Source organism: Microbacterium sp. 20-116 (assembly GCF_041079415.1).
Classification (GTDB): domain Bacteria; phylum Actinomycetota; class Actinomycetes; order Actinomycetales; family Microbacteriaceae; genus Microbacterium.
In genome coordinates, this window is the sequence record NZ_JBFYGP010000006.1 from 79,387 (window position 1) to 105,272 (window position 25,886).

The following is a 25,886-nucleotide window of genomic DNA, read 5'->3' on the forward strand; positions in this document are numbered from 1 at the left end:
TGCGCGCGGCGGTGACCGTCACGGTGTGGGCGCGACGGCGGGGCCGGTCGCGGCGTGCCGGGCCTCGGGGGCTGCCGCCCGCAGCGTCTCGAGCGGCGCCTGGTTCTTCGCCGCGCGGGGCTCTCGCGGGGCCTCGCCCCTCGCCGCGCGGGACTCTCGCGGATCCGCACGCCGGGGGTCCGTGGGAACCCGGCCGTAGCCGTCGGTGCGGACGAGCCACACGGTTCCGGCGATGCCGGCCAGAGAAAGGATGCCGAGGGCGATGAAGTAAGCCATGGCAGAAAAGCTACGGGTAGAGGAATGGTGCCCACGAGTGGCATGATGGACGCCTGTCGTCAGATTTCTGCCACACCGGAGGTTCGCATGCGCTCGGTCGCCGTCGTCATCCAGCCCGGGTTCGCCCCGTTCGAGTTCGGTCTCGCCTGCGAGGCGTTCGGCTTGGACCGCAGCGATGACGGCATCCCGAACTTCGACTTCCGAATCGTCGCGCCCGACCCCGGTGTCGTGCCGTCGAACATCGGGTTCTCGGTCAACGTCGAACACGGACTGGATGCGGCCGCCGACGTCGACATTCTCGTGCTCGCGCCGATACCGCGCGCGCAGTGGGGAGCCGTCGACCCGCGCGTGATCGAGGTCGTCCGTCGGGCGCACGAGCGCGGCGCCTGGCTGCTGAGCGTATGCAGCGGGTCGTTCGTGATCGCGGCATCCGGGGTCCTCGACGGCAAGCGGGCGACGACGCACTGGCGCTACGCCGACGTCATGGCGCGGATGTACCCCGAGATCGAGGTGGATCCCGACGTGCTCTACGTGCAATCCGGGAACATCATCACCAGTGCCGGCACCGCCGCCGGGCTCGACGCGAGCCTTCACCTGCTGCGTCAGGAGCTGGGCTCCGAACTCGCCAACCGCATCGCCCGTCGCATGGTCGTGGCGCCCCAGCGCGACGGAGGCCAAGCGCAGTTCATCGCCTCGCCGATCCCGATCGATTCCTCGCTCTCGCTCGCCCCGGTCACCGAGTGGATGCTGCAGAATCTGGATGCCGAGCTCTCGGTCGATCGGCTCGCGGCGCGCGCCCACATGTCGCCGCGCACCTTCGCTCGGCGGTTCAAGGCGGACCTGGGGGTGACCCCGGCCGCGTGGCTCGCGCGTCAGCGTCTGCTGCACGCCCAGCGGATGCTCGAGCAGACCGACCTGGGCCTCGATCGGATCGCCGCGGCGTGCGGTTTCGGCTCGGCCGCGGTGCTGCGCCAGAACTTCGCCCGCACGATGGGGCTGACCCCCACGGCGTACCGCGCGCGTTTCTCGTGCGGCGAGCCCGTGGCATCCGGGGCTGATGTTCCCGCGCGGGATGAGGAACCGATCCCGGCCTGAGTTCGCCGGGTCGGGTTCCGGTCTCCACGGGTCCCGGCCGGTGGTCTGGCCGGTGGGCCGGTGCGCCGGCCCGGACAGGTGCCCCGGTTCTGTGCCTCGGCCCGGTGTGCCTGGCTGGTGTCCTGGCCGGTGATTCGGCCGGTGGGCCGGTGCGCCGGCCCGGACAGGTGCCCCGGTTCTGCGCTTCGGTCCGGTGTGCCTGCCCGGTGTCCCGGTGTCCTGGCCCGGTGTCCTGGCCCGGTGTCCTGGCCCGGTGTCCTGGTGGTCCGGCTCGGTGTCCTGGTGTGCCTACCCGGTGTCCCGGTGTCCCGGTGTCCCGGCCCGGTGTCCTGGTGATCCGGCTCGTGGCACGGTCGGTGGCCCGTCTCCGGTGGGCCGACGGCCCGACGGCCCGTGCCGTCGTGCGGAGTTCGCGGCCGACGCCTGTTCCGGCGGGCGTGGCGGCGGCGTGTCGGACGGAACTCCGCGCGACGGTCCGTGGCGACGTGTGCGGCGGGGTGTGGTTTGTGCCCGAAGCCGAGCCGCGGGGCAGGGCCGTCGGGCGGAGAACGACGCCGACACGCCGTTTCGCCGCCGCCCCCACCGGCGTGGCGCGGCAACGCTCCGCATGACGGCCCGTCTCGGCCCGCACGTCGACCTCAGCCTCGACCTCGACCTCGACCTCGACCTCCACCTCGACCTCGGCCGGTTCTCCCCCCGTGTCACGGCCCCGTCTCGGGCGCCCCGACCCCCATTGCCCCGTGACTTCACCGCTGCTAAACTTGAGTCAACGCAGCTCAACTTTTGAGGCGGCGAACAGACTTTCAGGAGAACACATGAACGCCACACAACAGCCGGGGCAGGAGGACGCGCGCAGCGCCCTCGAGCAATTCGGCATCAACCTCACCGACCGGGCTCGCCAGGGCAAGCTCGATCCCGTGATCGGGCGCGACGGCGAGATCCGCCGCGTCAGCCAGGTGCTGACCCGGCGCACGAAGAACAACCCCGTGCTCATCGGCGAACCCGGCGTCGGCAAGACCGCCGTCGTCGAGGGGCTCGCGCAGCGCATCGTCGCTGGCGACGTCGCCGAGAGCCTCAAGAACAAAGAGCTGGTCTCGCTCGATATCTCGGCTCTCGTCGCGGGGGCGATGTATCGCGGCCAGTTCGAGGAGCGCCTCAAGAGCGTCCTCAAAGAGATCACCGAGTCCGACGGCCGCATCATCACGTTCATCGACGAACTGCACGTCCTCATGGGCGCGGGTGGCGGCGAGGGGTCGGTTGCGGCCAGCAACATGCTCAAGCCGATGCTCGCGCGCGGCGAACTGCGCCTGATCGGTGCGACGACGCTGGACGAGTACCGCGAGTTCATCGAGAAAGATGCGGCGCTCGAGCGGCGCTTCCAGCAGGTCTACGTCGGCGAGCCCACGGTCGAAGACACCGTGGCGATCCTGCGCGGCCTCAAGGAGCGGTACGAAGCTCACCACAAGGTCGCGATCGCCGACGCGGCGCTCGTGGCCGCGGCATCCCTGTCCAACCGCTACATCCCCTCGCGTCAGCTGCCCGACAAGGCCATCGATCTGATCGACGAGGCCGCCTCGCGGCTGCGCATGGAGATCGACTCCGCGCCGCTGGAGATCGACGAACTGCGCCGACACGTCGACCGCCTCAAGCTCGAGGAACTAGCGCTGAAGAAAGAGAAGGACGACGCGTCGAAGGAGCGCCTGGCGACTCTGCGCGAGACCCTCTCCGCCGAACAGGCCAAGCTCGACGACCTGCAGGCCCGGTGGGAGCGCGAGCGCGCCTCGCTCAACCGCGTCGGTGATCTGAAGACCCGGCTGGATGCCGCTCGCGTCGACGCCGAGCGCGCGCAGCGCGAGGGCAACCTCGAGCGGGCATCGCGACTCCTCTACGCCGAGATCCCGGCTCTCGAACGCGAGCTCATGGTCGCCGAGCGCGAAGAACCGGCGGGCGACCGCATGGTCAACGATCAGGTCACCGACGAGGACATCGCGGCCGTCATCGCCGCGTGGACGGGGATTCCGGTGGGGCGCCTGCTGCAGGGCGAGACCGAGAAGCTGCTGCACCTCGAGCGCGAGCTCGGCAAGCGCCTGATCGGACAGAAGGATGCCGTGAAGGCGGTGTCCGACGCGGTGCGTCGCTCGCGCGCGGGCATCAGCGACCCGAATCGCCCGGTCGGCTCCTTCCTCTTCCTCGGCCCGACCGGCGTCGGCAAGACGGAGCTGGCGAAGTCGCTCGCCGACTTCCTCTTCGACGACGAGCACGCCATGGTGCGCATCGACATGTCGGAGTACGGGGAGAAGCACTCGGTCTCGCGCCTGGTCGGTGCCCCTCCGGGGTACGTCGGGTACGAGGCCGGCGGGCAGCTCACCGAGGCCGTGCGTCGGCGCCCCTACAGCGTCGTGCTGCTCGACGAGGTCGAGAAGGCGCACCCCGAGGTGTTCGACGTGCTGCTGCAGGTCATGGACGACGGTCGCCTGACCGACGGCCAGGGCCGCACGGTCGACTTCACCAACGTCATCCTGATCCTGACCTCGAATCTCGGGTCGCCCATCCTCATCGACCCGACCCTGTCGATCGACGCCAAGCGCGAGCAGGTGCAGGCGCTCGTGCGCCAGGCCTTCAAACCCGAGTTCGTGAACCGCCTCGACGACATCGTCATCTTCCAGGCGCTCAGCCAGGACGACCTCGCACAGATCGTCGAGCTCGCGGTCGACGCGCTGCACAAGCGCCTGCGCGAGCGGCGGCTGAGCCTCGCGGTCACACCCGATGCCCGGTCGTGGCTCTCCGAGCGCGGCTACGACCCGGTGTACGGCGCCCGGCCGTTGCGCCGTCTGATCCAGACCGAGATCCAGAACCGCCTCGCCATGGCGATCCTCGCCGGAACGGTGCGTGACGGCGACGTCGTGCGGGTCGATGTGGCCAGCGACGGCGACTCGCTCGTGCTCGTCAGCACCGGCCCCGCGCAACCGGAGCCGGGCGACGACGACGTCATCGAGGCGGAGATCGTCGAGTAGCGGGAGCGAGGGGGATGCCGCGTCGAGGGCGTGGCATCCCCCCTCTGCGTTCGAGGATGCGGCGCGTCTCCCGCTCGCTCGACACTCCGTGCATAAACGCCGTCTCTGCTCGCTCGACGTCCCGTGCATGAGCGCCGTTTCCCGCTCTTTCGACCCCCGCGCAGAAACACGCTCTGCTCGCAGAAACGCGAGCAGAGCGTGTTTCTGCGCGCAAATAGCGTTTATGCGGGCGGGGGGGGAGACGGCGACCCGGTCCCGGTTGCCCCGCGGGGCAGCCCGGACTCCGGATCACCCGCGCCGCGCGAACGAGAACGCTCCCCGCCCGGAGGGACGCCGTACGAGGGCGGTCCTCCCGGCGGGGAGCGTGAAAGGGCGGATGCCGTGGCTCAGTCGTCGACGAGCAGCGACTCCTCGACCGTGCGACGCTGGCGCGGCGCGAGCTCGCGCTGACGCAGGCCCTCTTCGGCGGCGTCGACGTCGCCCAGGGCGCCCACCGCGATCACGGTGACGGGGGTGAAGCGGGCGTCGATGTCGAACGCCGCGCGCAGGTCGTCGGCGACGAAGCCGCCCATCTGGTGGGTGGCGAGGCCCTCGGCGTGCGCCTGCACGGTGAAGTGGGCGGCGGCCTGTCCGCTGTCGTACAGAGCCCAGGTACGAGCCTCGCCGTCTTCTGTCTCGGTCTCGGCGAGCACGACGAGAAGAGCGCCGGCCGCGGGAGCCCAGGACTGGTTGAAGCCCATCAACGCGGCGACGACGCGCTCGTGCGCGGCGGTGCCCCGGCGCGCCACGATGAAGCGCCACGGCTGGAAGTTCATACCCGAGGGAGCCCAGCGGGCGGCCTCGAGGGCGGACCGCAGGGCCGACTCGTCGATCGGCGTCTCGGGGTCGAAGACGCGGGTGCTCCAGCGCTCGGCGAGGACGTCGAGGATGGGGGCGTCGGTGGGGGCGGTGCGGTCGAGGGTGAGAGACATGGGGACTCCTGAGAACGAGGGCTGATCCGGGACGCCGTTGACCCGAACCATTGAACGCCATGAGACGGCGAAGTGTTCCCGTGTGAACCTATAGGTCTGCCATGAGCCGCCGGTCCGCAACCGGCGGCGTCGAGGCCCCGGTGCGCGCGGCGGCGTCGGTCAGGCGTTCCACGACGCGGGACCGGCGGTACCCGCCGGGTACTCGTCGAGCGGGACCTCGCCCTTGCGCCACGCGTCGATGACCGGCTGAACGATGCGCCAGCACTGCTCGGCCGCATCGCCGCGGACGGCGAGCATGGCGTCCCCATCGAGGATGCCGGAGAGGACTTCGCCGTAGGCCTTGAGGGCGCCCTCGCCGAGGTGGGCGGAGAGGTTCACGCGCTCGAGGTCGAGAGGGTCGTCGGCGCCGTTGATGTTCAGGCCCAGGCTGATCGTGTCGGGCCCGAGCGAGAACACCATCTGGGAGGGCTCGCTCTCGCCGATGAACCCGTCGGGAAGATGCCGGACGGGCTTGAACGTCACGGTGACGGCCGGGTCTCCCGCACCGAGTGCCTTGCCCGAGCGCAGCAGGATCGGAACACCCTGCCAGCGGGCCGTGCGCACCTCGACGGTCATCTCGGCGAGCGTCTCGGTGTCGCGCGAGGCATCGACCCCGGGCTCGTCGACGTACGACGAGAAGTGGCGGTCGCCCACGTCGCCCGCGGTGTAGCGCGCGCGGCGCGAGTTCGCGACCGGGTCGTCGTCTTTCACGTGGGTCGCGCGCAGCACCGCCGAAGTCGCATCGCGTAGATCGAGTTGATCCAGGGATGCCGGGGGCTCCATCGTGACGAAGGCCATGACCTGCAGGAGGTGGCTCTGGATCATGTCGACCAGGGCACCGGCCGCGTCGTAGTAGCCGGCGCGGCCCTCGAGGCCCAGGGCTTCTGGGAAGTCGATGCGGATCGAGGCGATGTCGTCGGCCGACCAGACGCTCTCGACGATGCGATTCGCGAATCGCGTGCCCAGCAGGTTCAGCACGGTGGAGCGGCCGAGGAAGTGGTCGATGCGGAACACCTGGTCTTCGGGCACCAGGGTCGCCAGCTGCGTGTTCAGCGTGCGGGCGCTCGCCTCGTCGGTGCCGAACGGCTTCTCGAGGGCGAGGATCGTTCCCTCGGGGATCGTCACGTCGCTGAGCGCGAGGCACGCCTTCTCGGTGACCGCCGGGGGCACCGCGAAGTACAGGGCCGGTCGGCCCTCGGCGTCGTCGAGCAGCTTCTGCAGATCGGCGGCCGTCGTGATGTCGGCTCGAGAATAGGTCGTCTCCGAGACGGAGGCGAAGGCGCCGTCGGCATCCATCGTCTGGAAAGCCTTCTCGACCACCTCGCGCCAGTGCTCGTCGGTCCAGTCCTCCATGCCCGCCCCGTGCAGACGCACGGACCGGTTCGGCTCGCGCGAGAGCAACTGGCCGAGGGCCGGGAGCAGCAGTCGCGAAGTGAGGTCGCCCGAAGCGCCCAGGATGATCAGGGTGGTGTCCGCAGCCATGGGGTCACCGTAGCGCTCGCCCCCGACATCGCCGTGCCGCTTGCAGCGGGCACAGGGAAGTCACTAGCGAGATCGATCGACACGATGTCGGCGGTACCTGCCACAATCCGAGGGTGACGACTCCGATCGAGGACTACGCGGTCCTCAGCAACTGCCGGTCCGCCGCTCTCGTCTCCTCCGCGGGGAGCGTCGACTGGTTGTGCCTGCCGCGGTACGACAGCGGGTCGATGTTCGGCGCCCTTCTCGGCGATGAGTCCCACGGCGCCTGGACGCTGCGTCCCGCCGACCCCGAGGCGCGGGCGACCCGGCGGTACGACGGCGACACCTTCGTGCTCGTCACGCGGTGGGAGACCTCGACCGGCATCGCCGACGTCTACGACGCCATGCCCGTCGACGAGGGCGTGGAGGCCCTCATCCGCCGCGTGGTCGGGGTCTCGGGCGAGGTCGATTTCGTCAGCGAGGTGCGTCTGCGCTTCGACTACGCCCGTGCAGTGCCGTGGGTGCGTCAGATCGGCGGCGGCGACGAGCACGTCATCCTCGCCGCGGCCGGCCCCGATTCGGTGACGATCCGCGGACCCCGCCTCATCGCCGTCGACACCGCCCACCGCGGCCGTTGGACGACGGAGCCGGGCCGAAGCGTCGACTCCGTCCTCGCCTGGGGCCCGTCGTGGCAGGAGCCGCCCGTCGCCTTCAACGTCGAGGCGGCGCTCGAGCGCACCCGCGAATGGTGGGCCGCGTGGGCCGACCGCGTGCAGGCCGCCGGTACCCACGCGGCGCTGGTCACGCGCTCGCTCATGGTGCTGCGCGCCCTCACGCACTCCGAGACGGGCGGAATCGTGGCGGCGGCGACGACTTCTCTCCCCGAGGCCTTCGGCGGTTCCCGCAACTGGGACTACCGCTACGTCTGGCTGCGCGACGCCGCTCTCACCCTCAGCGCCTACATCGACCACGGCTACCTCGATGCCGCGCACCGCTGGCGCGACTGGCTGCTGCGCGCGATCGCGGGCGACCCGTCCGACGTGCAGATCATGTACGGGATCGCGGGGGAGCGCGACCTGCCCGAGCGCGAGATCCCCAGTCTTCCCGGCTACGGCGGCGCGGCCCCCGTGCGCATCGGCAACGGCGCGGTCGACCAGTACCAGGCCGACGTCATCGGCGAGGTGATGGTCGCGCTCGAAGCCGCGCGCAACGCCGGCGTCGAAGAGACGACGTTCTCGTGGTCGCTGCAGCGGGCGCTCCTCGACCAGCTGGCGACCGAAGTCGACCGCCCCGACCTCGGGATCTGGGAGATGCGCGGCGAACCCCACTTCTTCACGCACTCGCGGGCGATGGTGTGGGCGGCGTTCGACCGTGGCATCCGGGCCGTCGAAGAGGGCGGGCGCGACGGCGACGTCACCACATGGCGCACCCTGCGCGATCGTGTTCGGGCCGACATCGACGTCCGCGGTGTGCATGCGGGCGGTTGGTTCACGCAGCACTTCGACACCGACGAGGTCGATGCCTCGCTTCTCGTGCTGCCGCAGGTGGGTTTCTGCGCCTACGACGATCCGCGCATGCTCGCCACCGTCGCGCGCATGGAACAGACCCTCATGCCCGACGGATGGCTGCTGCGTTACCGCACCACGGGCGTGGACGGCCTGACCGGCGACGAGCATCCCTTCCTCGCCTGCTCGTTCTGGCTGGTGGGGCAGTACGCCCACAGCGGCCGCCGCGACGAAGCCGTCGCGCTCATGCACCGGCTGACGGCCGTCGCCAACGATCTCGGCCTGTTGTCCGAGGAGTACGACCCCACGACCGGTCGTCAGGCCGGGAACACCCCGCAGGCGCTCTCGCATCTCGCCCTGGTGGGGGCGGCCGACGCCCTCGACGCCACGGCGCCCCACCGAGAGGCCTGAGCCCGCCCCGACCGCACCGGCACGGCCCTAGAGTCAACGCATGGACGACGACGTCGAGCTGCGCCGGCTGCGCGAGCGCGTGTACGGGGCCGAGGGGGCGTCCGCGACCCCCGCGATGATCGAGCGTCTCGCCGAGCTCGAGGAGCAGGTCCGCCGCTCCGGCTCCTCCGCCGCCCCCGAGTCCGCGGGTTCGACGCCTGCCCCCGTCGCCCCCGTCGCCATGCGCTCCGTCCCCGGAGCCGCGGCCCCTCTCGAGGATCCCCCGACCCCTGGAGCCGCCGGCCCTAACGAGGATCCCTCGACCCCGGATGCCGCCCCCCTCACGCCCCGGCGCGTTCTGCGCCTCGTGCTCCTCTCCGTCGGCGCTCTGGCTCTGCTCGGTATCGGCATCGCGATCGGTGCGAGCGTGGCCCCCACCATGGCCGCGACCCCCAATCCCGCGTCGGCGGCCTATCCCGAGCTGACCTTCCCGCAGACGATCGAGGACGTCATCTCGGCCGACATCCTGCGCGACAGCGGGATCGACGCGGGGAGCACGCGCTACATCGCGACGGTGAGCGACTTCCGCATCTACCTCGCCCAGCCCGACGATGGCGACGGACGCTGCATCGTCGCCTTCACCTCCACCGACAATCGACCGTGGTCGGCCGGCTGCGCGAGCGGGGCGCAGGAGGGAGCCGCGATCTTCGGGGTCGACGAGACCCTCACCGTCGCGATCGGGGATCCCGATGATTCCGATGTCACCGGCATCCCGATCCGTTTGTCACCGAGTGTCACGGCGTACGTGACGCAATAGCGAAGGCGAACGACGATGTTCCACGCCGATGGCGCCTACTCCGGGTTCGCGGTCGACGACCTCGAGGCGGCGCACCGTTTCTATGCCGACACCCTCGGACTCCGCGTCGAGGTGCTCGAGGGATCGGGCTTTCTCACGCTGCATCTCGGTTCCGGGGGACGCGTGCTCGTCTACGGCAAGCCCCACCACCAGCCGGCCTCGTTCACGGTGTTGAACTTCCCCGTGGCCGACGTCGAGGCGGCTGTCGACGACCTGCGCTCCCGCGGCGTCGACACGAAGATCTACGACGACGCCCACTTTCCCGCCGACTCCCGCGGCATCATGCGCGAGGGCGGTCCGCTGATCGCGTGGTTCCGTGACCCGGCGGGCAACGTCCTCGCCGTCCTCGACGAATGACGGATGGCTCAGCCCATCGCACGGAGGTCGGTTCCGGTCGCATCGAGGCGGAAGGACTGGTCGCGGTAGTCATCACGCAGTCCGAACGATATCTCCGGCGCCTCGACGCTGCGGTTGAAGGTCGGGCTGTCCAGGTCGGTGTCGGTCGTGCGGTGGATGAACACCGATCCGCCGTCTGTCGGTAGCCCGCTCTGGGCCGAAGCGTTCTCGATGGCCGGCCAGATGCGGTCGAGAGCCACGTCGGACCACGAAAACTGTTCCTCGGCGAGCTGGGGCTGGCTGCTCGCGGGCCCGTCGTGGCTGACGCGGCCCCCGCGGTAGGTCCACTCGTCGGTCTCGATAGCGCCGGCACGGACCGGGGCGTTCACGATCACGGCATCCGCGATCACGGTGATCGACACCACTCGATCGTGACCGATCGCCTCCTCGAGCGACCTCTCGGCGCTGAGGAGGGTGTCGGGCCGGCGCATGTCGACGCTCCACCGTCCCTCCGACCACGCGTCGACGGTCAGGCCGAGACCCTCTCGGAACGGCAGCAGAACGGCACCGGCGGCGAGGGCCGCGACCACGGCGAACAACGCGAGTCGAAGGGGACGTCCGCGGCGGCCGATACCGATGAGAGGCCCGCGGCGACGGCCTTTGTCGATGCGCGTTCCCGGGGGGATCGATCGGACCTCGACCTCGGTACGTGTCGGGATGACGAGGCGCTCGATCTCGGCGGGCGAGAGTTCCCCGTCGACGAAGGCGACCTCGGGGCCGCCCTCGAGCAGGATCGCGACATCGCGTTCGATACCGGACTGGTAGGCCGGCAGCTCGATCAGCGGGACGATCGTGCGGATCGTGGTCGCCCACGCGTCGCCGGTGAGCTCGACCACCGTCACATCGATGTCGCAAACCGGCTGCTCGTTGATGAACGTCCCGGTCTGGCGAACCGAGTCGATGCGGGCGCGTCCCAGGCGGCGGGCGTCGCGAGCCTCGTGGACGGCGGCGGCAGAGGGGAATGACGCCGAGAGACCGCTCGCCAACCGGGTGACGGTGATTGCGAGGATGAAGACCGTGAGCGCGATGCCGAAGATTGGCATCCCGGTGTCCGGATTTCCGAGCAGGGCGACGATCAGAGCCCCGATCACCACTCCCAGGGCGGCGGAAGCAACAAGGCGAAGCACCCGAAAAGCCTAGACGTCCCGGGTGAGCGTCGGGAAAAGGGGGCGGGATGCCGGGGCTCCGGGATCCCGCAGAAGGGCGGGGGTCACCGTGGCCACGGCAACCCCCGCCCGGCTGACCGGACCCGAACCGGTCAGCCCCGCAGAGCCTCGCCGAGCTTGACGCGCGCCCCCATGCGCAGCAGCGAGTTGCGGTAGATGCGGGCGGCGACGCCGATCGCGAGCACGCACGAGGCGAGCAGAACGAGGAGCGAGAGCACGGGTTCCCACCACTGCGCGTCGCCGAGGTACATGCGCAGCGGCATCCCCACCGGAGCCGAGAACGGCACGTACGACATGATCGTCAACACGACGGGGTTGTCGTTGAAGAAGATCACCAGGAAGTACGGCGCCATGATCAGCATCGTGATCGGGGTGGTCGTCGCTCCGATGTCCTCCTGCCGCGAGACCATCGCGGCGGCCGCGGCGAACAGCGCCGCCAGCAGCACGAAGCCGAAGAGGAAGAAGATCGCGAACCACGCGATCGGGGCGCCGAGGGCGTCGAGCACCCCCGCTTGGCCGGTGACGGCGAGTCCCACGACCGCGACGGCGGCGAGCAGCACGATCTGCGCCATCGCGAGGATCGTGTTGCCGAGCACCTTGCCCGCCAGGAGCGCCCGCACCGGAATCGCCGAGATGAGGATCTCGACCACGCGCGTCTGCTTCTCTTCGACGACGCTCTGCGCGATGGTGCCCCCGAAGGTCGTCGCGGCGATGAGGAAGACGAGGCCGAAGGCCAGCGCGATGAAATACCGCAGCACGTCGGCGGCGGTCGAGCCGGGCTCGAGCCGGTCGACCGGCGGGGTGTCGCTCAGCATCTGCAACAGGGTCGAGGGGACGCTGTCCTTCACCACGACGGTGAAGTCGAACGCCGAGTCCGACGAGTCCGAGATCAGGGCGGCATCCACCGTCCCGTCCGCCACGAGAGCGCGAGCGGCGTCGTCGCTGTCGGCAACCGTCACCTCGAGTCCGTCGAGGCCCGACACATCGCCCTGCGTCTGCGAGGTGACGGCGACGGGGATGCCGCTGCCGCTGGCGTTCGAAGCGGTGAAACCGCCCCAGAGCACCGACGCCAGGGCGGCGACGATGAGGATCGCGGTGGAGATGACGAATGCCTTGCTGCGCAGCTTCGAGCCGATCTCCCGCTCGGCGACCAGCCAGATGCTCTGCACCTCGCCGGGCGCGCGGTGCGGTGCGGTCTTTCGTGCCGGTGCCTGCGCGGTGGTCACGGTGCTCACTGGATGACCTCCTTGAAGATCTCGGCCAGGGTGGGCCGCTGGGGGGAGAAGCTGGCGACGTCGCCGCGTCCGACGGCTTCGCGCAGAACCCGCTGGGCGACGAGGTCGTCGTCGGCGTCGAAGAGGGCGTAGCCGCCGTCGAAATCGATCACGCGCACGCCGGGCTCGTCGCGCAGCCACCCGGTGTCACCGCGCGAGACCAGCTCGTACCGGTGGGTCGCGTGCTCGGCGCGGAGGCCCTCGCGGCTTCCCGCCGCCCGGATCGTGCCGTCGGCGATGATGACGAGGTCGTCGCAGAGACGCTCGACCACGTCGAGCTGGTGGGAGGAGAACAGCACGGCCGCGCCCTCGGCGGCCTTCTGCTGCAGGACGCCGGCGACCACGTCGACCGCCAGCGGATCGAGACCCGAGAAGGGCTCGTCGAGGATCAACACCTCGGGCTCGTGAACGAGCGAGGCCGCGATCTGTGCGCGCTGCTGGTTGCCCAGCGAGAGCGTTTCGATGAGGTCGCCCAGGCGCTCACCGAGTCCGAGGCGCTCGAGCAGGGCCGTGGCTTTGGAGGTCGCCTCGGTCTTGCCGAAGCCGTGGAGCCTCGCGAGGTAGGCGATGTGCTCGGCCACCTTCATCTTGGGGTACAGCCCGCGCTCCTCGGGCATGTACCCGAAGCGACGGCGGTCGGAGGCGGTGACCGGGGCGCCGTTCAGCTCGACGGTGCCGGCGTCCTTGCCGAGCACGCCCAGAGCGATGCGCATCGTCGTGGTCTTTCCCGCGCCGTTGCCGCCGACGAAACCCGTGAGGCGCCCGGGGGCGACGTCGAAGCCCACCCCGTCGAGCACGCGGCGTCCGCCGTAGCTCTTGGTGATGCCGTCCAGATGGAGCACGATGCATCCCTTCTTCTCGATGTCTCCCACGCTAGGGATCCGGATGCCGCGTCGCCTCCGCCCCGGGACGGTTCTGCGTGTCCGCCGCAGGGGGGAGGGCCCCTCCACCGCGGGGCTGCGGCAAGGCGCCCAGATCACCCTCGATCGCCGAGACGACCCGCGGTGGCGGCGGTACGGCGCCCGGCCCCGCGGGCGCGGCGGCCCGGTGGGCGCGGCGGTTCGGGCGCGGCGCCCAACCCGACCGGCCCCGGCCCGGCGGGCGCCCGCGCCGCCGTCAGGCCAGACCGTGCCGGTGGGCCAGCACCACGGCCTGCACGCGGTCGCGCGCGCCGAGCTTCTGCAGCAGGTTCGACACGTGCGTCTTGACCGTCGCCTCGCCGATGAACAGGCGTGCGGCGATCTCGGCGTTGCTGAGCGCCTCGGCCACCAGCCGCAGCACTTCGCTCTCGCGCTCGGTGAGAGGCTCGGTCAGACGCAGCGGCTCGATCGTCTCGGAGGAAGTGGATGCCGGCACCTCGGCACCCTGCGAGGCGAAGCGCTCGATGACCCGGCGCGTAACCTCGGGTGCGAGCAGCGCGTCTCCGGCCCCGACGATGCGCACCGCCGAGACGAGCTCTTCCGGGCCCGCGTTCTTGAGCAGGAACCCGCTGGCCCCGGCGGCCAAGGCCGAGAAGAGGTAGTCGTCGCGATCGAAGGTCGTGACGATGAGCACCGCCGCGTCGGAGGCGGGGTCGGCGGTCAGCTGGCGAGTGGCTTCGAGGCCGTCCATGCCGGGCATCTGCACATCCATGCAGATCACGTCGGGCCGCAGGCGCGCCGCCGCCGCGAGTGCCTCGAGCCCGGATGCCGCCTCGCCCACGACCTCGATGTCGGGCTCGAGCGACAGGATCGTGCGGAAGCCGGCGCGCATCATGGCGTGGTCGTCGACCAGCAGCACGCGCACCTCAGACATGTGCCACCCCCGCCGGTGTGAGGGGCACGCGCACGCGCACGAGGTAGCCGCCGCGCGAGCGCGGCCCGATCTCGATCGTCCCGCCCGAGACGGCCGCGCGCTCGCGCATGCCGAGCTGCCCGAGCCCCGGCGTCGACGAACCGCGGCGTCCCGTGTTCGAGATCTCAAGCTCGACGGCATCCGTCTCGAACCTCAGGCGCACGTCCGCGCTGGCATCCGGCCCCGCGTGGCGGCGCGCGTTCGTCAGCGCCTCCTGCGCGATGCGGTACAGGTTCACCTGCACGAGGGGAGGGGGATCGCACGCGGGATCGCCGACGACGGTAAAGGTCGAAGGGAGCCCCGCGGCGGTGGCGTCGTCGACGAGGGCCTGGATCGAAGTCAGCCCGTGGGTGGTGGGCGCGGTCTGGGGGGCGGCGTCGCCGTCGGGCGTGCGCAGGGTCTCGAGAAGCTGGCGCAGCTCGTGCAGCGAGGCACGCGCGGAACTCTCGACGCTCGCCAGGGTTTCGCGAGCGGCGTCGGGGTCACGCGTCAGGAGCGACCGGGCGACCCCCGCCTGGACCCCCATGAGCGAGACGTGGTGGGCGACGACGTCGTGCAGTTCGCGCGCGATACGAACGCGGTCGAGGGCGACGGCCTGTGCCGCGGTCACCTCGCGCTCGGTCTCGAGCTCGGCGGTGCGTTCCTCGAGGGCCGCGCGCTCTCGCATCTGCTGGTGCGAACGGTCGCCGAAGTAATAGGCACCCCCGAAGAAGAGGGCGTTAATCCCGATCATCAGCAGTTGGTAGGCGACGAACGGCGAGAAGGCGCCGGCGCGCGAGAACGCGCCTCCGGTGATCCCCTCCACCGGTTGCGTGGCGTCTTGGAACATCACCACGAACAACCAGGCGAACATCCCCACGATGATGGCGACGCGCACGATCGTCGCGCGGCGGCGGCTCGTCTCCCACGCGCCGACCGTGTACAGCGCGATGAACATGGCGATGTTCCCGGCGTAGATCTCGGGGATGCGGAGGGTCACGGCGAGGAAGTACGCGAACGACACGATCACGGCCACCACCGACGGCCAGCGCCGACGCAACGCGATGGGGGCGGCGAGCACGAACACGTAGCCCACCGCGAGGGCGAGCGAGGCCTGCTTGTCGCCGTAGAGGCCCGACACCGACGACAACACCGCGCTGAGCAACCCGCCGAGCAGCAGCACGACCGCGAGCACGATGTCGTTCCGCTGTTGCGCGCGCGTGATCCGTGGCATCCCTCCACGCTAGAGGCGACCGCCGACACCTGCATCCCCCGCACGGCGGAGTCAAGAGGAGGGGGAATACAGGTTCGACCGTGATGCTTGCACGTGAATGAATCAGGGCGCTCGGCGCCCCCGTCGTCCAGAAAGAGGATCATCGTGACCGACTACACGATCGGCTACATCGTCGGCAGCATCTCCAGCACCTCGATCAACCGCCGTCTGGCGAAGGCACTCGAGAAGGTCGCCCCCGAGGGCGTGACCCTGAAGGAGATCCCGATCAAGGACCTGCCCTTCTACTCGCCCGACTACGACGGGAACTTCCCCGAGGTCGCGACGGAGTTCAAGAAGGCGATCGAGGATGCCGACGGCGTCTTCATCGTGACCCCCGAGTACAGCCGGTCGATCCCCGGCGTGCTCAAGAACGCCCTCGACTGGTCGGCGCGCCCCTACGGCGAGGCGTCGTTCAACGACAAGCCCACCGCCGTCATCGGCACCTCGCAGGGCGGCATCGCCACGGCCGCGGGCCAGCAGCACCTGCGTGCAGTGCTCCTGCACTACAACGCCCTCGTGCTCGGCCAGCCCGAGGGGTACATCCAGTCCACCCCCGGCCTGTTCGAAGAGGACGGCACCGTCACCGACGAGGGGACCGCCGCGTTCCTCCGCTCGATCATCGAGGCGCTGGTGACGCTGGTCGAGCGCACCGCTCCCGCCGAGGTCCCCTCGGTCTGACGCTCCCGCACGGCGGGGTCGGGGTTCGCTCCGGCCCCGCCGTCGTGCGTTGCGGGGTGCACTCTTCGCGCGCACCATGCGTTCTCGAGGGGATCGGGTACCGCGGCGGCCCCGCAGAATCGGGTGGATGCAACGGACGCGGGCCATCCGGCGCCTGAGCTCCGAATCTGTTGCCGTGGGTTCGAGTCCGGTGCCTCGCGGGCACGCCGATCGGCCCACCTGAGCGGGTGAATGTCTCCGGATGCCGCGACCTCGGCGTTCAGCCGAAGATCATCGGCAGGTCGTCATCGTCGTCGGCGTCCGACAGCTCGAGGTCGGCGACGACGGGGACGTGGTCGCTGGGGACCTCGCCCTTGCGTTCGTTGCGATGGATCTCGGCGCCGTGGACGGCGTCGGCGAAGGCGCGCGAGCCGAGGATGAAGTCGATGCGCAGACCCTCGTTGCGCGGGAAGCGCAGCTGCTTGTAGTCCCAGTAGGTATAGCCGGTGGGGATGAGCGGTCGCACCACGTCGGTGAGCCCCGCCGTCTCGAACGCGGCGAAGGCCGCCCGCTCGACCGGCGAGACGTGCGTGCTCGCACCCTGCACGATCGTCGGGTCGCCGTTGTCGTCGTCGGTCGGGGCGATGTTGAAGTCACCGGTCAGCGCGAGAGGCAGGTCGGGGTCGGCCGCGAGGGTGTCGGCCGTGTACTGCCGCAGCTTGTCGAGCCAGTCGAGCTTGTAGGTGAAGTGCGGGTCGTCGAGCCCGCGACCGTTGGGCACGTACAGGCTCCACACGCGGACGCCGTTGACGGTGGCGCCGATCGCGCGGGCCTCCTGCGGGAGGTCGGGCCCCTCTTTGCCCTTCTCGAACCCGGGCATGCCGGGGAAGCCGATCTCGACGTCCTCGAGCGGCTCACGGCTCGCGATCGCGACGCCGTTCCACTGGTTCAGTCCGTGCGCGGCGACGTGGTAACCGGCCTCCTCGAAGGCGGCGTACGGGAACTGCTCCGTCTTGCACTTGATCTCCTGCATCGCCAGCACGTCGATGTGCTCGCGCACGCAGAACTCGACGGTGCGGGTGACGCGGGCGCGGACGGAGTTGACGTTCCAGGTGGCCAGGCGCATGGCATCCAGCCTACTTTCGTGCGCCGACATCGCCGTGCGGGCGAGACGGTCGCGGCCCGTCGCGCGGAGTCGGTGGCCGACATGCCGTTCGGGTCGCCGATGGGGCGGCGTGCCGGGGCCGAACTCCGCGGGACGGCGGGCGGCGCGCCGGGTCGGTTGGTGGGCCGTCGTGCGGAGTGCGCGGGCGGCGCGCCGGGTCGGTTGGTGGGCCGTCGTGCGGAGTGCGCGGGCGGCGCGCCGGGTTCGCCGCAGCAGGGGCGGAGTGTCGGGGGAAATCTCCGCACGACGGATGCCGCAGACCCGCGCCCCGCAGTGGCCCGGTCCGCGGCGGGGCAGGGCAATAGAATCGACGCCGTGACCACCGCCTCCACGCCCGAGCTCGAAGCCGACCGTCAGGCCCTCATCGGCCTCATCAAGGACGAGGCGGTGTTCCACGGCGACTTCACCCTCTCGAGCGGCAAGAAGGCGACGTACTACGTCGACATGCGCAAGCTCACCCTCGACCACCGCGCCGCCCCCGCGATCGGCCGTCTGGTGCTGGACCTCGTGAAGGACCTCGACGGCGTCGTGGCCGTCGGCGGGCTCACGCTCGGCGCCGACCCCATCGCCAACGCCGTCATGCACGAGTCGGTGCACGCCGGAACCCCGCTCGACGCGTTCGTCGTGCGCAAAGAGCCCAAGGACCACGGCCGCGGTCGCCAGATCGAGGGCGCCGATGTCGAGGGCAAGCGCGTCGTCGTCGTCGAAGACACCTCGACCACCGGCCAGTCCGCCCTCAAGGCCGTCGAGGCGCTGCGCCGCGCGGGTGCCGAGGTCGTCGCCGTCGCCGTCATCGTCGACCGCAAGACCGGAGCGCAGGCAGCGATCGAGGCCGAGGGCCTGCAGTGGCTGGGATCCATCGACCTCGACGACCTGGGCCTCGCCCCGCAGTAAGCAGTCCCGCTCCGCCGGACCCTCGGCTGGTGCGTCGGTGGGTCGACGCGCTGTTACGAGAACAGGGTGATGCGACGAGAACAGGGCGTTTCGTGGGGTTTCGTCCTGTTTTGGTGGCGTCTCCTGTTCTGGTGACGGGGTGGCGGATGCCGGCTCTTGGGCGCCCGGCCGGGGTGCAGCCGCCGGGGTGCGTCGGGGCGTCGCCGCGTTGTTACGAGGACAGGGTGGTGCGACGAGAACAGGGCGTTTCGTGGGGTTTCGTCCTGTTCTGGTGGCGTCTCCTGTTCTGGTGACGGGGTGGCGGATGCCGGCTCTTGGGCGCCCGGCCGGGGTGCAGCCGCCGGGTGCGTCGCCGCGCTGTTACGAGAACAGGGCGGTGCGACGAGAACAGGGCGTTTCGTGGGGTTTCGTCCTGTTCTGGTGGCATCCCCTGTTCTGGTGACGGGGATGGCGGATGCCGGCACCCCGGCGCCCAGCCAGCGCGTAGCCGCCGACCGCGTCGGCGCGCCCCGCGCCGGACCCGCCTCAGTATGACCCGCCTCAGGCCGACCCGCCTCAGGCCGACCCGCCTCAGGCCGACCCGCCTCAGGCCGACCCGCCTCAGGCCGACCCGCCTCAGCCCGACCCGCCTCAGGCCGACCCGCCTCAGCCCGACCCGTCTCAGGCCGGCCCGTCGCCCGGCACGCCTCAGCCCGGCCCGCCTCAGGCCGACCCGTCTCCCGACCCGTCGCCCGGCCCGTCGAACGGGTCTCGCCGCCCGCCGCCGCGCCGCGAACGGCGCCACTGCACGATGAAGGCCACGAGCGTTCCCGCCGTGATGAAGAAGGCGACGATCAGCCAGAGCGTACGGTCGTCCATGGTGTCTCCTCGTCGGGGTCAGAGACCCGCTTCGAGGCCTTCCTCACCATCGGCGAGGTCGGACTCGAGGGGCTCCTGGCGCACGAGCTCGGCGACCGAGCCGAGAATCTCGTCGGGGCGGAAGGGGTAGCGCTCGATCTCTCGCTGGTCGCTGATGCCGGTCATGACGAGCACGGTGTGCAGCCCGGCTTCGATGCCGGCCACGATGTCGGTGTCCATACGGTCGCCGATCATGCCGGTGTTCTCGCTGTGCGCACCGATGCGGTTGAGGGCCGAGCGGAACATCATCGGGTTCGGCTTGCCGACGATGTACGGCTCCTTGCCCGTGGCCTTGGTGATGAGTGCGGCGATGGCTCCGGTCGCGGGCAGCACGCCCTCGGTAGAGGGGCCCGTGGCATCCGGGTTCGTGGCGATGAAGCGGGCGCCCCCGCGGATGAAGCGGATCGCCTTCGTGATCGCTTCGAAGGAGTAATTGCGGGTCTCGCCCACGACGACGTAGTCGGGCGTGGTCTCGGTCATGATGAAGCCCGCCTCGTGCAGGGCGGTGGTGAGCCCGGCCTCGCCGATGACGAAGGCGGATCCGCCGGGCATCTGCGACCGGAGGAAGTCGGCGGTGGCCAGAGCCGAGGTCCAGATCGAGGACTCGGGCACGACGAGACCGGACGCCCGGAGTCGGGCACTGAGGTCACGCGGAGTGTAGATGGAGTTGTTCGTCAGCACGAGGAATGGGGTTCCCTCGGCCCGCCACTGTGCGAGCAGTTCGGACGCCCCGGCGATGGGCGTGTTCTCATGGACGAGGACGCCGTCCATGTCGGTCAGCCAGCACTCGATATCGCCTCGGGTCCGCATAAGGCCCAGCCTAGACCCGGCCACCGACACGCTCCCAGGGGTGGTGCTGCGCGGACGAGCGTGGGCGGGCCCGACCGAAAGTCGTGGCCCGCCCGACCGCGGATGCCGACTTACTTGAAGGTGTCCTTCACGTCTTCGCCGGCCTTCTTCGCGTCGGCCTTGACCTGGTCGGCCTTGCCCTCGGCGGCGAGCTTGTCGTTGTCGGTGGCGTTGCCGATCGCTTCCTTCGCCTTGCCCACGATGTCCTGAGCGGCGTTCTTGATCTTGTCGTCGAGACCCATGATCTGACTCCTCTTCGTCGTTTCGGCGTCGGCGGCGAGGGGATCTCGTCGCGACGGAGCGGGTTGCTCACCGATGAGACGCACCCCGAGCGCGATTCGTCACGCGACGTCGCGAAAAACTTCTCGCCGCGGGTATTCCGTTCACGGAATGCACCCGTGACGGACGCGCCCGATCTCGTTAGGGTCGAAAGGTGACGCGAACCGAATGGGACCCCGAGAACCTCCCGAACCTCTCCGGGCGGTCCTATCTCGTCACGGGCGCCACTCGCGGGCTCGGCTTCTTCGCGTGCGAGCAACTCGCCGCCGCCGGCGCCCACGTGCTGCTCACCGGCCGAAACCCCAACAAGATGTCCGCGGCCAAGGCGGCCATCAAGCGTTCGACTCCGGATGCCAGCATCGAGACGCTTCTGCTCGACACCAGCAACATGGGCTCGGTGCGTGCCGCTGCCGCCACGGCCCGCGCGCGCGGGCGGCTCGACGGGCTCCTTCTGAACGCCGGCATCGTCCACCCGCCGAAGGAGCGCCAAACCGCCGGCGGCCACGAGCTCGTCTTCGCCACGAACGTGCTGGGCCACTTCGCCCTGGCCGGCGAGCTGCTCAAACCCCTCGCCGCTGCCCGCGGCCGCATGGTCTGGGTGGGCAGCATGTCGACGTCGCTCTGGCGGCACGTACCCACCGATCCCGAGCTGCACGAGGGATACTCGCCGTGGCGCGCCTACGTGCAGTCGAAGGCCGCGACGACCGCGTTGGCCCTCGAAGCGCAGAAGAGGCTTCTCGCCCACGGCGTTCCGATCCAGAGCCTCGTGGCCCACCCCGGCTACTCGACGAGCGGCCGCACGCGTGGCGTGCGCGGCGTCAACGAGCCGAGTCGGCTCACGCGCTTCCTCGACAACCTGCAGGCGCCGATCACCCAGTCCAAGGAGCAGGGCGCCTGGGCCCTCGTCCGCGCTCTCGTCGACCCGTACGCCGAGGGCGGCGCGATGTACGGACCGGCGCTCGTCGCCCGCGGAGCCCCGCGCGTGGCGACCCCGGCCCGCCGGACGCGGGGCAGCGAGCTCGGTGCCGACCTGTGGCGCGCGTGCGAGACGGCGACGCACGTGCGCTGGCCCTTCGATCGGGCTCGGCGCGCGGCATCCTGAATCCGGCCTCGCGCCACCGCTGAGCGGAGGAGGACCGAGGGAGAACCTCACGAGGGTCCTCTACTCGCCGGATCCCCTCCCGCGCACCGGCCGCAGCTCGCGCGAGCGGTCGACGGCGCACGCCGGGCGAGCCCCCGACTCTCAGCGCGTGAGCCAGACCGAACTGCCCGCGCCGGCCGGCAGCGTCACCTCGACGCCGTCGGCGCGCACGACGTCGTCGCTGAGCACTTCGAGCTCGTGCCCGACATCGATGCCGTTCTCGACGAGCGCCCGCAACAGTTCGGGGTCGCGGTCGCTCACGCGAAGAACGCGTCCGGCGTGTCCGGCCGACGCCTCGGCGAGGAGCACGAAGGGTTCGCGGTGCACCGAGCCGTCGGCATCCGGGATCGCGTCTCCGTGGGGATCGAAACGCGGGCGGCCGAGTCGCTCGTCGATTCCCTCGAGCAGGCGGTCGCTCAGGGAGTGCTCGAGCACCTCGGCTTCGTCGTGCACCTCGTCCCACGAGTAGTCGAACTCGCGTACGAGCCAGGTCTCGATGAGGCGGTGCCGGCGGATCACGCCCGCAGCCCGGAATCCGCCCGCGGGGGTCAGCGACACCGGTCCGTACGGCCGATGCGTGACCAGACCCTGCGCGGCGAGCTTCTTGACCATCTCTGTCACGCTCGAGGGGGCCAGGCCCAGCACGCTCGCGAGCTGCGAGGGCGTGATCGGGCTGTCCTGCCACTCGGTGTGGTGGTAGATCGCCTTGAGATAGTCGTCGGCCACGGGCGATTCCACAGCGTCAGCCTAACCGCCGGTGAAGACCAACCACAGGAGCAGGGCGTTGAGGGCGATGAGGAACACGGATGCCAGCACCCCGGCCGCCGTGGTCGCCGCGCGGTTGCGATAGTCGCCGAGCACATCGCGTCGACGGGTCAGGGCCACGAGCGGGACGAGTGCGAACGGGATGCCGAACGACAGCACGACCTGGCTGAGCACGAGCGCGAGGGTGGGGTCGACGCCGAGGGCGAGGATCACCAGCGCGGGGACGAGAGTGACGAGCCGGCGGGCGAGCAGGGGGATGCGCGCGTGCAGGAGCCCCTGCATGATCTCGGCGCCGGCGTAGGCGCCGACCGAGGTCGAGGCGAGACCGCTGGCGAGCAGACCCACCGCGAACAGGGTGGCCACGAGCGGGCCCAGTCCCGCGCGCAGAGCCGCGTACGCGCCTTCGAGGCTGTCGGTGCCCTCGACCCCGGCGAGGTTCGCGGCGGCGAGCAGCAGGATCGCGAGGTTGACGGTACCGGCGACGGCGAGGGCGATCGTGACGTCCCACCGGGTCGCTCGCAGCAGGCGCGGGGTCGAGATGCCTCGGGCTTCGGCGAGGGCATCGGCGCGGGTCTGGGCGGTCGCGTCGGCGAGGGGGTGGGTGCCGTCGCCGCGCGTGGCCGGATCGGCCCCCGCGGGTGCGAAGCGATCGCGGGCGAGGGCGGAGTGCGCGTAGATCGCGTGCGGCATGATCGTCGCGCCCAGGATCGAGGCGGCCAGCAGGACGGAGGTGCTGCCCTCGAACCGCGGAACGAGACCAGCGATGACCCCGGCGGGCTCGGGCGGGGCGAAGAACAGCCCGAAGGTGAAGCCGACGGCGATGATCAGCAGCAGCCCGATGAGCACCGTCTCGAAGGCCCGTGCTCCGCGCCGTGTCTGCACGAGCAGGAGGCACATCGAGATGACCCCCGTGATCGCCCCGCCCCACACCAGGGGGATGCCGAAGAGCAGATGCAGAGCGACGGCACCGCCGATGACCTCGGCGACATCGGTGGCCATCGCGACGAGCTCCGCCTGCAGCCAGTACGCACGACGCGCCCAGGGTCGGCGGATGCGGTGCCCGAGCGCCTGCGGGAGGCTCTCGCCCGTGACGATGCCGAGCTTCGCGGAGAGGTACTGGATCAACCAGGCCATGACATTGCCGAGCACCACGACCCAGACGAGCAGGTAGCCGAAAGTCGCGCCCGCGGTCATGTTGCTCGCGACGTTGCCCGGATCGAGGTAGGCGACGCCGGCGACCATGGCCGGTCCGAGCAGCCAGAGTGCGCGCCCGGATGTGTGGCGGCGATCCACGGCATCCATATTTTTCGGCATCCCGAAACCGTAGCAATATTTCGGGCAACCGAAAAGTGGCGACGACGGGTGCGGCGATCACCCGTCGGGCGCGAGGCGGTCCCGGACGCGGCCGGTACGACGCGCGGCCTCGCGCCCGTGCCCTCGACCCGCGGCGGACGAGAGTGCGTCGCGGTGGGCGGCCTGTCCGCGGGGGAGGGTGCCCATCACGGGGCGGCGCGCAGCGCGCGGGTAGCCTGAGGACGTGACGCATGCCGACGAGACCGCGCCGGCGCCGACCGACGCCGCCGAGCCCCGATCCGCGCATGCCGACGATCCGGCGCCGCGGCCGGACGACGTGGCTGCGGCACCCGCGCACGGCGTCGGTCCCTGGCCCGGCGGCCCGGACGCCTGGCCCGACGACCCGCGTTACGACCGCGAGCTGCTCGAGAACGGCGACACGCGCAACGTCGTCGACGTCTACCGCTACTGGAGCATGGACGCGATCGTGGCCGACCTCGACGTCAAGCGGCATCCGTTCCACGTCGCGATCGAGAACTGGCAGCACGACCTCAACATCGGCTCCATCGTGCGCAGTGCGAACGCGTTCCTCGCGGCCGAGGTGCACATCGTGGGCAAGCGCCGCTGGAACCGTCGCGGCGCCATGGTCACCGATCGCTACCAGCACGTCCGTCACCACGAAGACGTCGCCGCCTTCACCGCCTGGGCGCGCGAGGCGGGACTCCCGGTGATCGCCGTCGACAACGTCGAGGGGTCGGTGCCGGTCGACCGGGCCGAGCTCCCGGAAGCGTGCGTGCTGCTGTTCGGTCAGGAGGGGCCCGGGCTGTCGCCCGAGGCGATCGAGGCGGCCACCGGCGTGGTCGAGATCACCCAGTACGGTTCCACGCGCTCGATCAACGCCGCGTCGGCCGCCGCCGTGATCATGTACGAGTGGTGCCGTCGCTGGGCGTGAGCTGCGCCTTCGTGACGCCACCGTGTGAAACGCGGGGTCTTTGTCGGTAACGCGCTGCCGCTCGGCGGCGAGACGGTTGTTTACTGACGGCACCCGGTTGCAAGACCCGCGGGGAGGAGGAAGCGCCCCGCCGCGAGTCGCGCAGCCTGTTCTTCGCCGGTGGCAGCCGGTGAAGGACGCGACACCGAATCACACTCCTGGAAGGAATGACCATGACGACCACGGATTCAGCGACGACGGACCTGGCGGACCGCTGGCGGGACGCACCCGCTCCACACGATAGCGCCGGCTGGATCGCGCGCGCCCGCGAGGTGGCCGACATCCTCGCCGTCGACGCGGTCGAGCGCGATCGGGCGAATCAACCCCCGTTCACCGAGGTCGCGCTCCTCAAGGCATCGGGCCTGGTCACGCTGCTCGGCCCCCGCGCGCACGGCGGCGCCGGCGAGACGTGGGAAACGGCGTACAAGGTCATCCGCGCGGTGGCCCGCGGCGACGGCTCGATCGGCCAGCTGCTCGGCTACCACTACCTGTGGGCGTGGGCGGCTCGGCTCGTGGCGACCGACGCCCAGATCGCCGCGGTCGAGGCGCTGTACACCTCGAACGCCTTTCTCTTCGGCGGGGCGGTCAACCCGCGCGACTCCGACCTCGTCATCCGCGAAGACGGCGACGATCTGATCTTCTCGGGGCACAAGTCGTTCTCGACCGGCGGCCGTGTCTCCGACCTGACGGTGCTCGAGGGCGTGCTCGAGGGCACCGACACCCATATCTTCGCCATCGTCCCCACCGCGCAGGAGGGCATCGTCTTCGCCGGCGACTGGGACAACCTCGGCCAGCGCCTCACCGAGTCGGGGTCGGTCGAGATCCGCGACGTCCGGGTGCCGTGGGCGGATGCCGCGGGCTTCGTCGACAAGCAGTTCCAGCCGCTCGTCTATAACACCCTCAATGTGCCGGCCATCCAGCTCGTCTTCGCGAACTTCTACCTCGGCATCGCACAGGGAGCCCTCGAGACCGCCGCGGCGTACACGCGCCACCGCACCCGGCCGTGGCCGTACGGCGGAGACGACAAGCAGCGCGCGACCGACGAGTGGTACCTGCTCGAGGGGTACGGGACGCTGCAGTCGAAGCTGTGGGCAGACGAAGCGCTGCTCGACGCGGTGGGCGCCGAGATCAGCGCCGTCCTGCACGCTCCGCGCGAGGAGCTGACCGAGCACCGTCGCGGAGAGATCGCGGTGCGCATCGCCGCCGGAAAGCTGCGGATCGTCGATGACGGTCTCGAAGTGGCCTCGAAGGTCTACGAGCTCACCGGGGCTCGCGCGACGTCGAACGCCGTCGGCCTCGACATCTTCTGGCGCAACCTCCGTACGCACAGCCTGCACGACCCCATCGCCTACAAGAAGCGCGAGGTCGGCGAGTACGTGCTGCTCTATCAGGTGCCGGTCCCCACCTGGTACACGTGATTTCCGGGG

24 protein-coding genes are annotated in these 25,886 nt (G+C 70.5%); 10 read left to right on the plus strand and 14 right to left on the minus strand.

The window, feature by feature from the left end; translation table 11 throughout:
* Nucleotides 1–18 precede the first annotated feature (18 nt).
* The gene (locus tag AB6V29_RS12410) at nt 19–276 is read right to left on the minus strand and encodes a hypothetical protein (RefSeq protein ID WP_369358965.1); all 258 of its coding nucleotides are present in this window, start codon (nt 274–276) and stop codon (nt 19–21) included.
* Nucleotides 277–363: 87 nt separating this feature from the next.
* Here AB6V29_RS12410 and AB6V29_RS12415 point away from each other — a divergent pair, with 87 nt between their 5' ends.
* Together AB6V29_RS12415 and AB6V29_RS12420 are read left to right on the plus strand one after the other, a co-directional pair.
* Complete coding sequence (locus AB6V29_RS12415) at nt 364–1,371, plus strand: GlxA family transcriptional regulator (protein WP_369358967.1); 1,008 nt, start codon at nt 364–366, stop codon at nt 1,369–1,371.
* 815 nt (nt 1,372–2,186) lie between these two features.
* Nucleotides 2,187–4,385 carry an ATP-dependent Clp protease ATP-binding subunit gene (locus AB6V29_RS12420; protein ID WP_307313751.1) on the plus strand — a complete coding sequence of 733 codons (2,199 nt, stop codon included), beginning with the start codon at nt 2,187–2,189 and terminating at the stop codon, nt 4,383–4,385.
* A gap of 386 nt (nt 4,386–4,771) precedes the next feature.
* Here AB6V29_RS12420 and AB6V29_RS12425 read toward each other — a convergent pair whose 3' ends face one another.
* A complete protein-coding gene (locus tag AB6V29_RS12425; RefSeq protein ID WP_369358970.1) occupies nt 4,772–5,356 on the minus strand; it encodes a nitroreductase family protein in 585 nt (194 codons plus the stop codon).
* 159 nt (nt 5,357–5,515) lie between these two features.
* On the minus strand, nt 5,516–6,877 hold the full coding sequence (locus AB6V29_RS12430; RefSeq protein ID WP_369358972.1) for a glucose-6-phosphate dehydrogenase: 1,362 nt from the start codon (nt 6,875–6,877) through the stop codon (nt 5,516–5,518).
* Nucleotides 6,878–6,990: 113 nt separating this feature from the next.
* Between AB6V29_RS12430 and AB6V29_RS12435 the strand changes: the two genes are divergently transcribed.
* The 3 genes from AB6V29_RS12435 to AB6V29_RS12445 are packed head-to-tail and all read left to right on the plus strand — an operon-like array spanning nt 6,991 to nt 9,964.
* Nucleotides 6,991–8,772, plus strand: a complete 1,782-nt coding sequence (locus tag AB6V29_RS12435; RefSeq protein ID WP_369358975.1) for a glycoside hydrolase family 15 protein — start codon at nt 6,991–6,993, stop codon at nt 8,770–8,772.
* A 40-nt stretch (nt 8,773–8,812) separates the two neighbouring features.
* Nucleotides 8,813–9,568 carry a hypothetical protein gene (locus tag AB6V29_RS12440; RefSeq protein ID WP_369358977.1) on the plus strand — a complete coding sequence of 252 codons (756 nt, stop codon included), beginning with the start codon at nt 8,813–8,815 and terminating at the stop codon, nt 9,566–9,568.
* Between the two features lie 15 nt (nt 9,569–9,583).
* Nucleotides 9,584–9,964, plus strand: a complete 381-nt coding sequence (locus AB6V29_RS12445) for a VOC family protein (protein WP_369358978.1) — start codon at nt 9,584–9,586, stop codon at nt 9,962–9,964.
* Between the two features lie 8 nt (nt 9,965–9,972).
* Here AB6V29_RS12445 and AB6V29_RS12450 read toward each other — a convergent pair whose 3' ends face one another.
* From AB6V29_RS12450 to AB6V29_RS12470, 5 genes are all read right to left on the minus strand, one after another.
* On the minus strand, nt 9,973–11,130 hold the full coding sequence (locus tag AB6V29_RS12450) for a hypothetical protein (RefSeq protein WP_369358980.1): 1,158 nt from the start codon (nt 11,128–11,130) through the stop codon (nt 9,973–9,975).
* Nucleotides 11,131–11,261: 131 nt separating this feature from the next.
* On the minus strand, nt 11,262–12,395 hold the full coding sequence (locus tag AB6V29_RS12455; protein ID WP_267789358.1) for an ABC transporter permease: 1,134 nt from the start codon (nt 12,393–12,395) through the stop codon (nt 11,262–11,264).
* A 5-nt stretch (nt 12,396–12,400) separates the two neighbouring features.
* A complete protein-coding gene (locus tag AB6V29_RS12460; protein ID WP_369358981.1) occupies nt 12,401–13,285 on the minus strand; it encodes an ABC transporter ATP-binding protein in 885 nt (294 codons plus the stop codon).
* A gap of 274 nt (nt 13,286–13,559) precedes the next feature.
* Nucleotides 13,560–14,237, minus strand: a complete 678-nt coding sequence (locus tag AB6V29_RS12465; RefSeq protein ID WP_267788561.1) for a response regulator transcription factor — start codon at nt 14,235–14,237, stop codon at nt 13,560–13,562.
* Nucleotides 14,230–15,489 (minus strand): sensor histidine kinase, encoded by a 1,260-nt coding sequence (locus AB6V29_RS12470; RefSeq protein WP_307313737.1) that lies wholly within the window; start codon nt 15,487–15,489, stop codon nt 14,230–14,232. The genes AB6V29_RS12465 and AB6V29_RS12470 overlap by 8 nt, the downstream gene beginning before the upstream one ends.
* A 144-nt stretch (nt 15,490–15,633) precedes the next feature.
* On the opposite strand from AB6V29_RS12470, the gene AB6V29_RS12475 reads away from it, so the two are divergent.
* Nucleotides 15,634–16,206, plus strand: a complete 573-nt coding sequence (locus AB6V29_RS12475) for an NADPH-dependent FMN reductase (RefSeq protein ID WP_369358983.1) — start codon at nt 15,634–15,636, stop codon at nt 16,204–16,206.
* A gap of 259 nt (nt 16,207–16,465) precedes the next feature.
* On the opposite strand, the gene AB6V29_RS12480 is transcribed toward AB6V29_RS12475, so the two are convergent.
* Complete coding sequence (locus tag AB6V29_RS12480; RefSeq protein ID WP_369358985.1) at nt 16,466–17,311, minus strand: exodeoxyribonuclease III; 846 nt, start codon at nt 17,309–17,311, stop codon at nt 16,466–16,468.
* Between the two features lie 354 nt (nt 17,312–17,665).
* Between AB6V29_RS12480 and pyrE the strand changes: the two genes are divergently transcribed.
* Nucleotides 17,666–18,244, plus strand: coding sequence for an orotate phosphoribosyltransferase (gene pyrE / locus AB6V29_RS12485; RefSeq protein WP_210076888.1), 579 nt, complete (start codon nt 17,666–17,668; stop codon nt 18,242–18,244).
* Between the two features lie 702 nt (nt 18,245–18,946).
* On the opposite strand, the gene AB6V29_RS12490 is transcribed toward pyrE, so the two are convergent.
* From AB6V29_RS12490 to AB6V29_RS12500, 3 genes are all read right to left on the minus strand, one after another.
* A complete protein-coding gene (locus AB6V29_RS12490) occupies nt 18,947–19,102 on the minus strand; it encodes a hypothetical protein (RefSeq protein WP_267788554.1) in 156 nt (51 codons plus the stop codon).
* An 18-nt stretch (nt 19,103–19,120) separates the two neighbouring features.
* Nucleotides 19,121–19,951: an HAD-IIA family hydrolase gene (locus AB6V29_RS12495; RefSeq protein WP_210075830.1), complete on the minus strand. Its 831-nt coding sequence runs from the start codon at nt 19,949–19,951 to the stop codon at nt 19,121–19,123.
* Nucleotides 19,952–20,061: 110 nt separating this feature from the next.
* Nucleotides 20,062–20,232 (minus strand): CsbD family protein, encoded by a 171-nt coding sequence (locus AB6V29_RS12500; RefSeq protein ID WP_210075832.1) that lies wholly within the window; start codon nt 20,230–20,232, stop codon nt 20,062–20,064.
* A 191-nt stretch (nt 20,233–20,423) separates the two neighbouring features.
* Here AB6V29_RS12500 and AB6V29_RS12505 point away from each other — a divergent pair, with 191 nt between their 5' ends.
* Nucleotides 20,424–21,371 carry an SDR family NAD(P)-dependent oxidoreductase gene (locus AB6V29_RS12505; RefSeq protein ID WP_369358987.1) on the plus strand — a complete coding sequence of 316 codons (948 nt, stop codon included), beginning with the start codon at nt 20,424–20,426 and terminating at the stop codon, nt 21,369–21,371.
* A gap of 141 nt (nt 21,372–21,512) precedes the next feature.
* On the opposite strand, the gene AB6V29_RS12510 is transcribed toward AB6V29_RS12505, so the two are convergent.
* Together AB6V29_RS12510 and AB6V29_RS12515 are read right to left on the minus strand one after the other, a co-directional pair.
* Nucleotides 21,513–22,148 carry a metal-dependent transcriptional regulator gene (locus AB6V29_RS12510; protein WP_267788552.1) on the minus strand — a complete coding sequence of 212 codons (636 nt, stop codon included), beginning with the start codon at nt 22,146–22,148 and terminating at the stop codon, nt 21,513–21,515.
* A gap of 9 nt (nt 22,149–22,157) precedes the next feature.
* A complete protein-coding gene (locus tag AB6V29_RS12515) occupies nt 22,158–23,489 on the minus strand; it encodes an Nramp family divalent metal transporter (RefSeq protein WP_369358989.1) in 1,332 nt (443 codons plus the stop codon).
* A gap of 316 nt (nt 23,490–23,805) precedes the next feature.
* On the opposite strand from AB6V29_RS12515, the gene AB6V29_RS12520 reads away from it, so the two are divergent.
* Both AB6V29_RS12520 and AB6V29_RS12525 read left to right on the plus strand, forming a co-directional pair.
* Complete coding sequence (locus AB6V29_RS12520) at nt 23,806–24,420, plus strand: TrmH family RNA methyltransferase (protein WP_369359116.1); 615 nt, start codon at nt 23,806–23,808, stop codon at nt 24,418–24,420.
* 212 nt (nt 24,421–24,632) lie between these two features.
* Nucleotides 24,633–25,877 (plus strand): monooxygenase, encoded by a 1,245-nt coding sequence (locus tag AB6V29_RS12525; RefSeq protein ID WP_369358991.1) that lies wholly within the window; start codon nt 24,633–24,635, stop codon nt 25,875–25,877.
* Nucleotides 25,878–25,886: the final 9 nt, after the last annotated feature.

What these genes read in the sequence shown, in the direction of transcription:
- AB6V29_RS12425 (WP_369358970.1), bottom strand. Translation starts at nt 5,356, where the DNA reads ATGTCTCTCACCCTCGACCGCACCGCCCCCACCGACGCCCCCATCCTC.
- AB6V29_RS12490 (WP_267788554.1), bottom strand. Translation starts at nt 19,102, where the DNA reads ATGGACGACCGTACGCTCTGGCTGATCGTCGCCTTCTTCATCACGGCG.
- AB6V29_RS12495 (WP_210075830.1), bottom strand. Translation starts at nt 19,951, where the DNA reads ATGCGGACCCGAGGCGATATCGAGTGCTGGCTGACCGACATGGACGGC.
- AB6V29_RS12525 (WP_369358991.1), top strand. Translation starts at nt 24,633, where the DNA reads ATGACGACCACGGATTCAGCGACGACGGACCTGGCGGACCGCTGGCGG.
- AB6V29_RS12470 (WP_307313737.1), bottom strand. Translation starts at nt 15,489, where the DNA reads ATGCCACGGATCACGCGCGCGCAACAGCGGAACGACATCGTGCTCGCG.
- AB6V29_RS12430 (WP_369358972.1), bottom strand. Translation starts at nt 6,877, where the DNA reads ATGGCTGCGGACACCACCCTGATCATCCTGGGCGCTTCGGGCGACCTC.
- AB6V29_RS12440 (WP_369358977.1), top strand. Translation starts at nt 8,813, where the DNA reads ATGGACGACGACGTCGAGCTGCGCCGGCTGCGCGAGCGCGTGTACGGG.
- AB6V29_RS12415 (WP_369358967.1), top strand. Translation starts at nt 364, where the DNA reads ATGCGCTCGGTCGCCGTCGTCATCCAGCCCGGGTTCGCCCCGTTCGAG.
- AB6V29_RS12515 (WP_369358989.1), bottom strand. Translation starts at nt 23,489, where the DNA reads ATGCCGAAAAATATGGATGCCGTGGATCGCCGCCACACATCCGGGCGC.
- AB6V29_RS12410 (WP_369358965.1), bottom strand. Translation starts at nt 276, where the DNA reads ATGGCTTACTTCATCGCCCTCGGCATCCTTTCTCTGGCCGGCATCGCC.
- AB6V29_RS12500 (WP_210075832.1), bottom strand. Translation starts at nt 20,232, where the DNA reads ATGGGTCTCGACGACAAGATCAAGAACGCCGCTCAGGACATCGTGGGC.
- AB6V29_RS12465 (WP_267788561.1), bottom strand. Translation starts at nt 14,237, where the DNA reads ATGTCTGAGGTGCGCGTGCTGCTGGTCGACGACCACGCCATGATGCGC.
- AB6V29_RS12480 (WP_369358985.1), bottom strand. Translation starts at nt 17,311, where the DNA reads ATGCGCCTGGCCACCTGGAACGTCAACTCCGTCCGCGCCCGCGTCACC.
- AB6V29_RS12420 (WP_307313751.1), top strand. Translation starts at nt 2,187, where the DNA reads ATGAACGCCACACAACAGCCGGGGCAGGAGGACGCGCGCAGCGCCCTC.
- AB6V29_RS12445 (WP_369358978.1), top strand. Translation starts at nt 9,584, where the DNA reads ATGTTCCACGCCGATGGCGCCTACTCCGGGTTCGCGGTCGACGACCTC.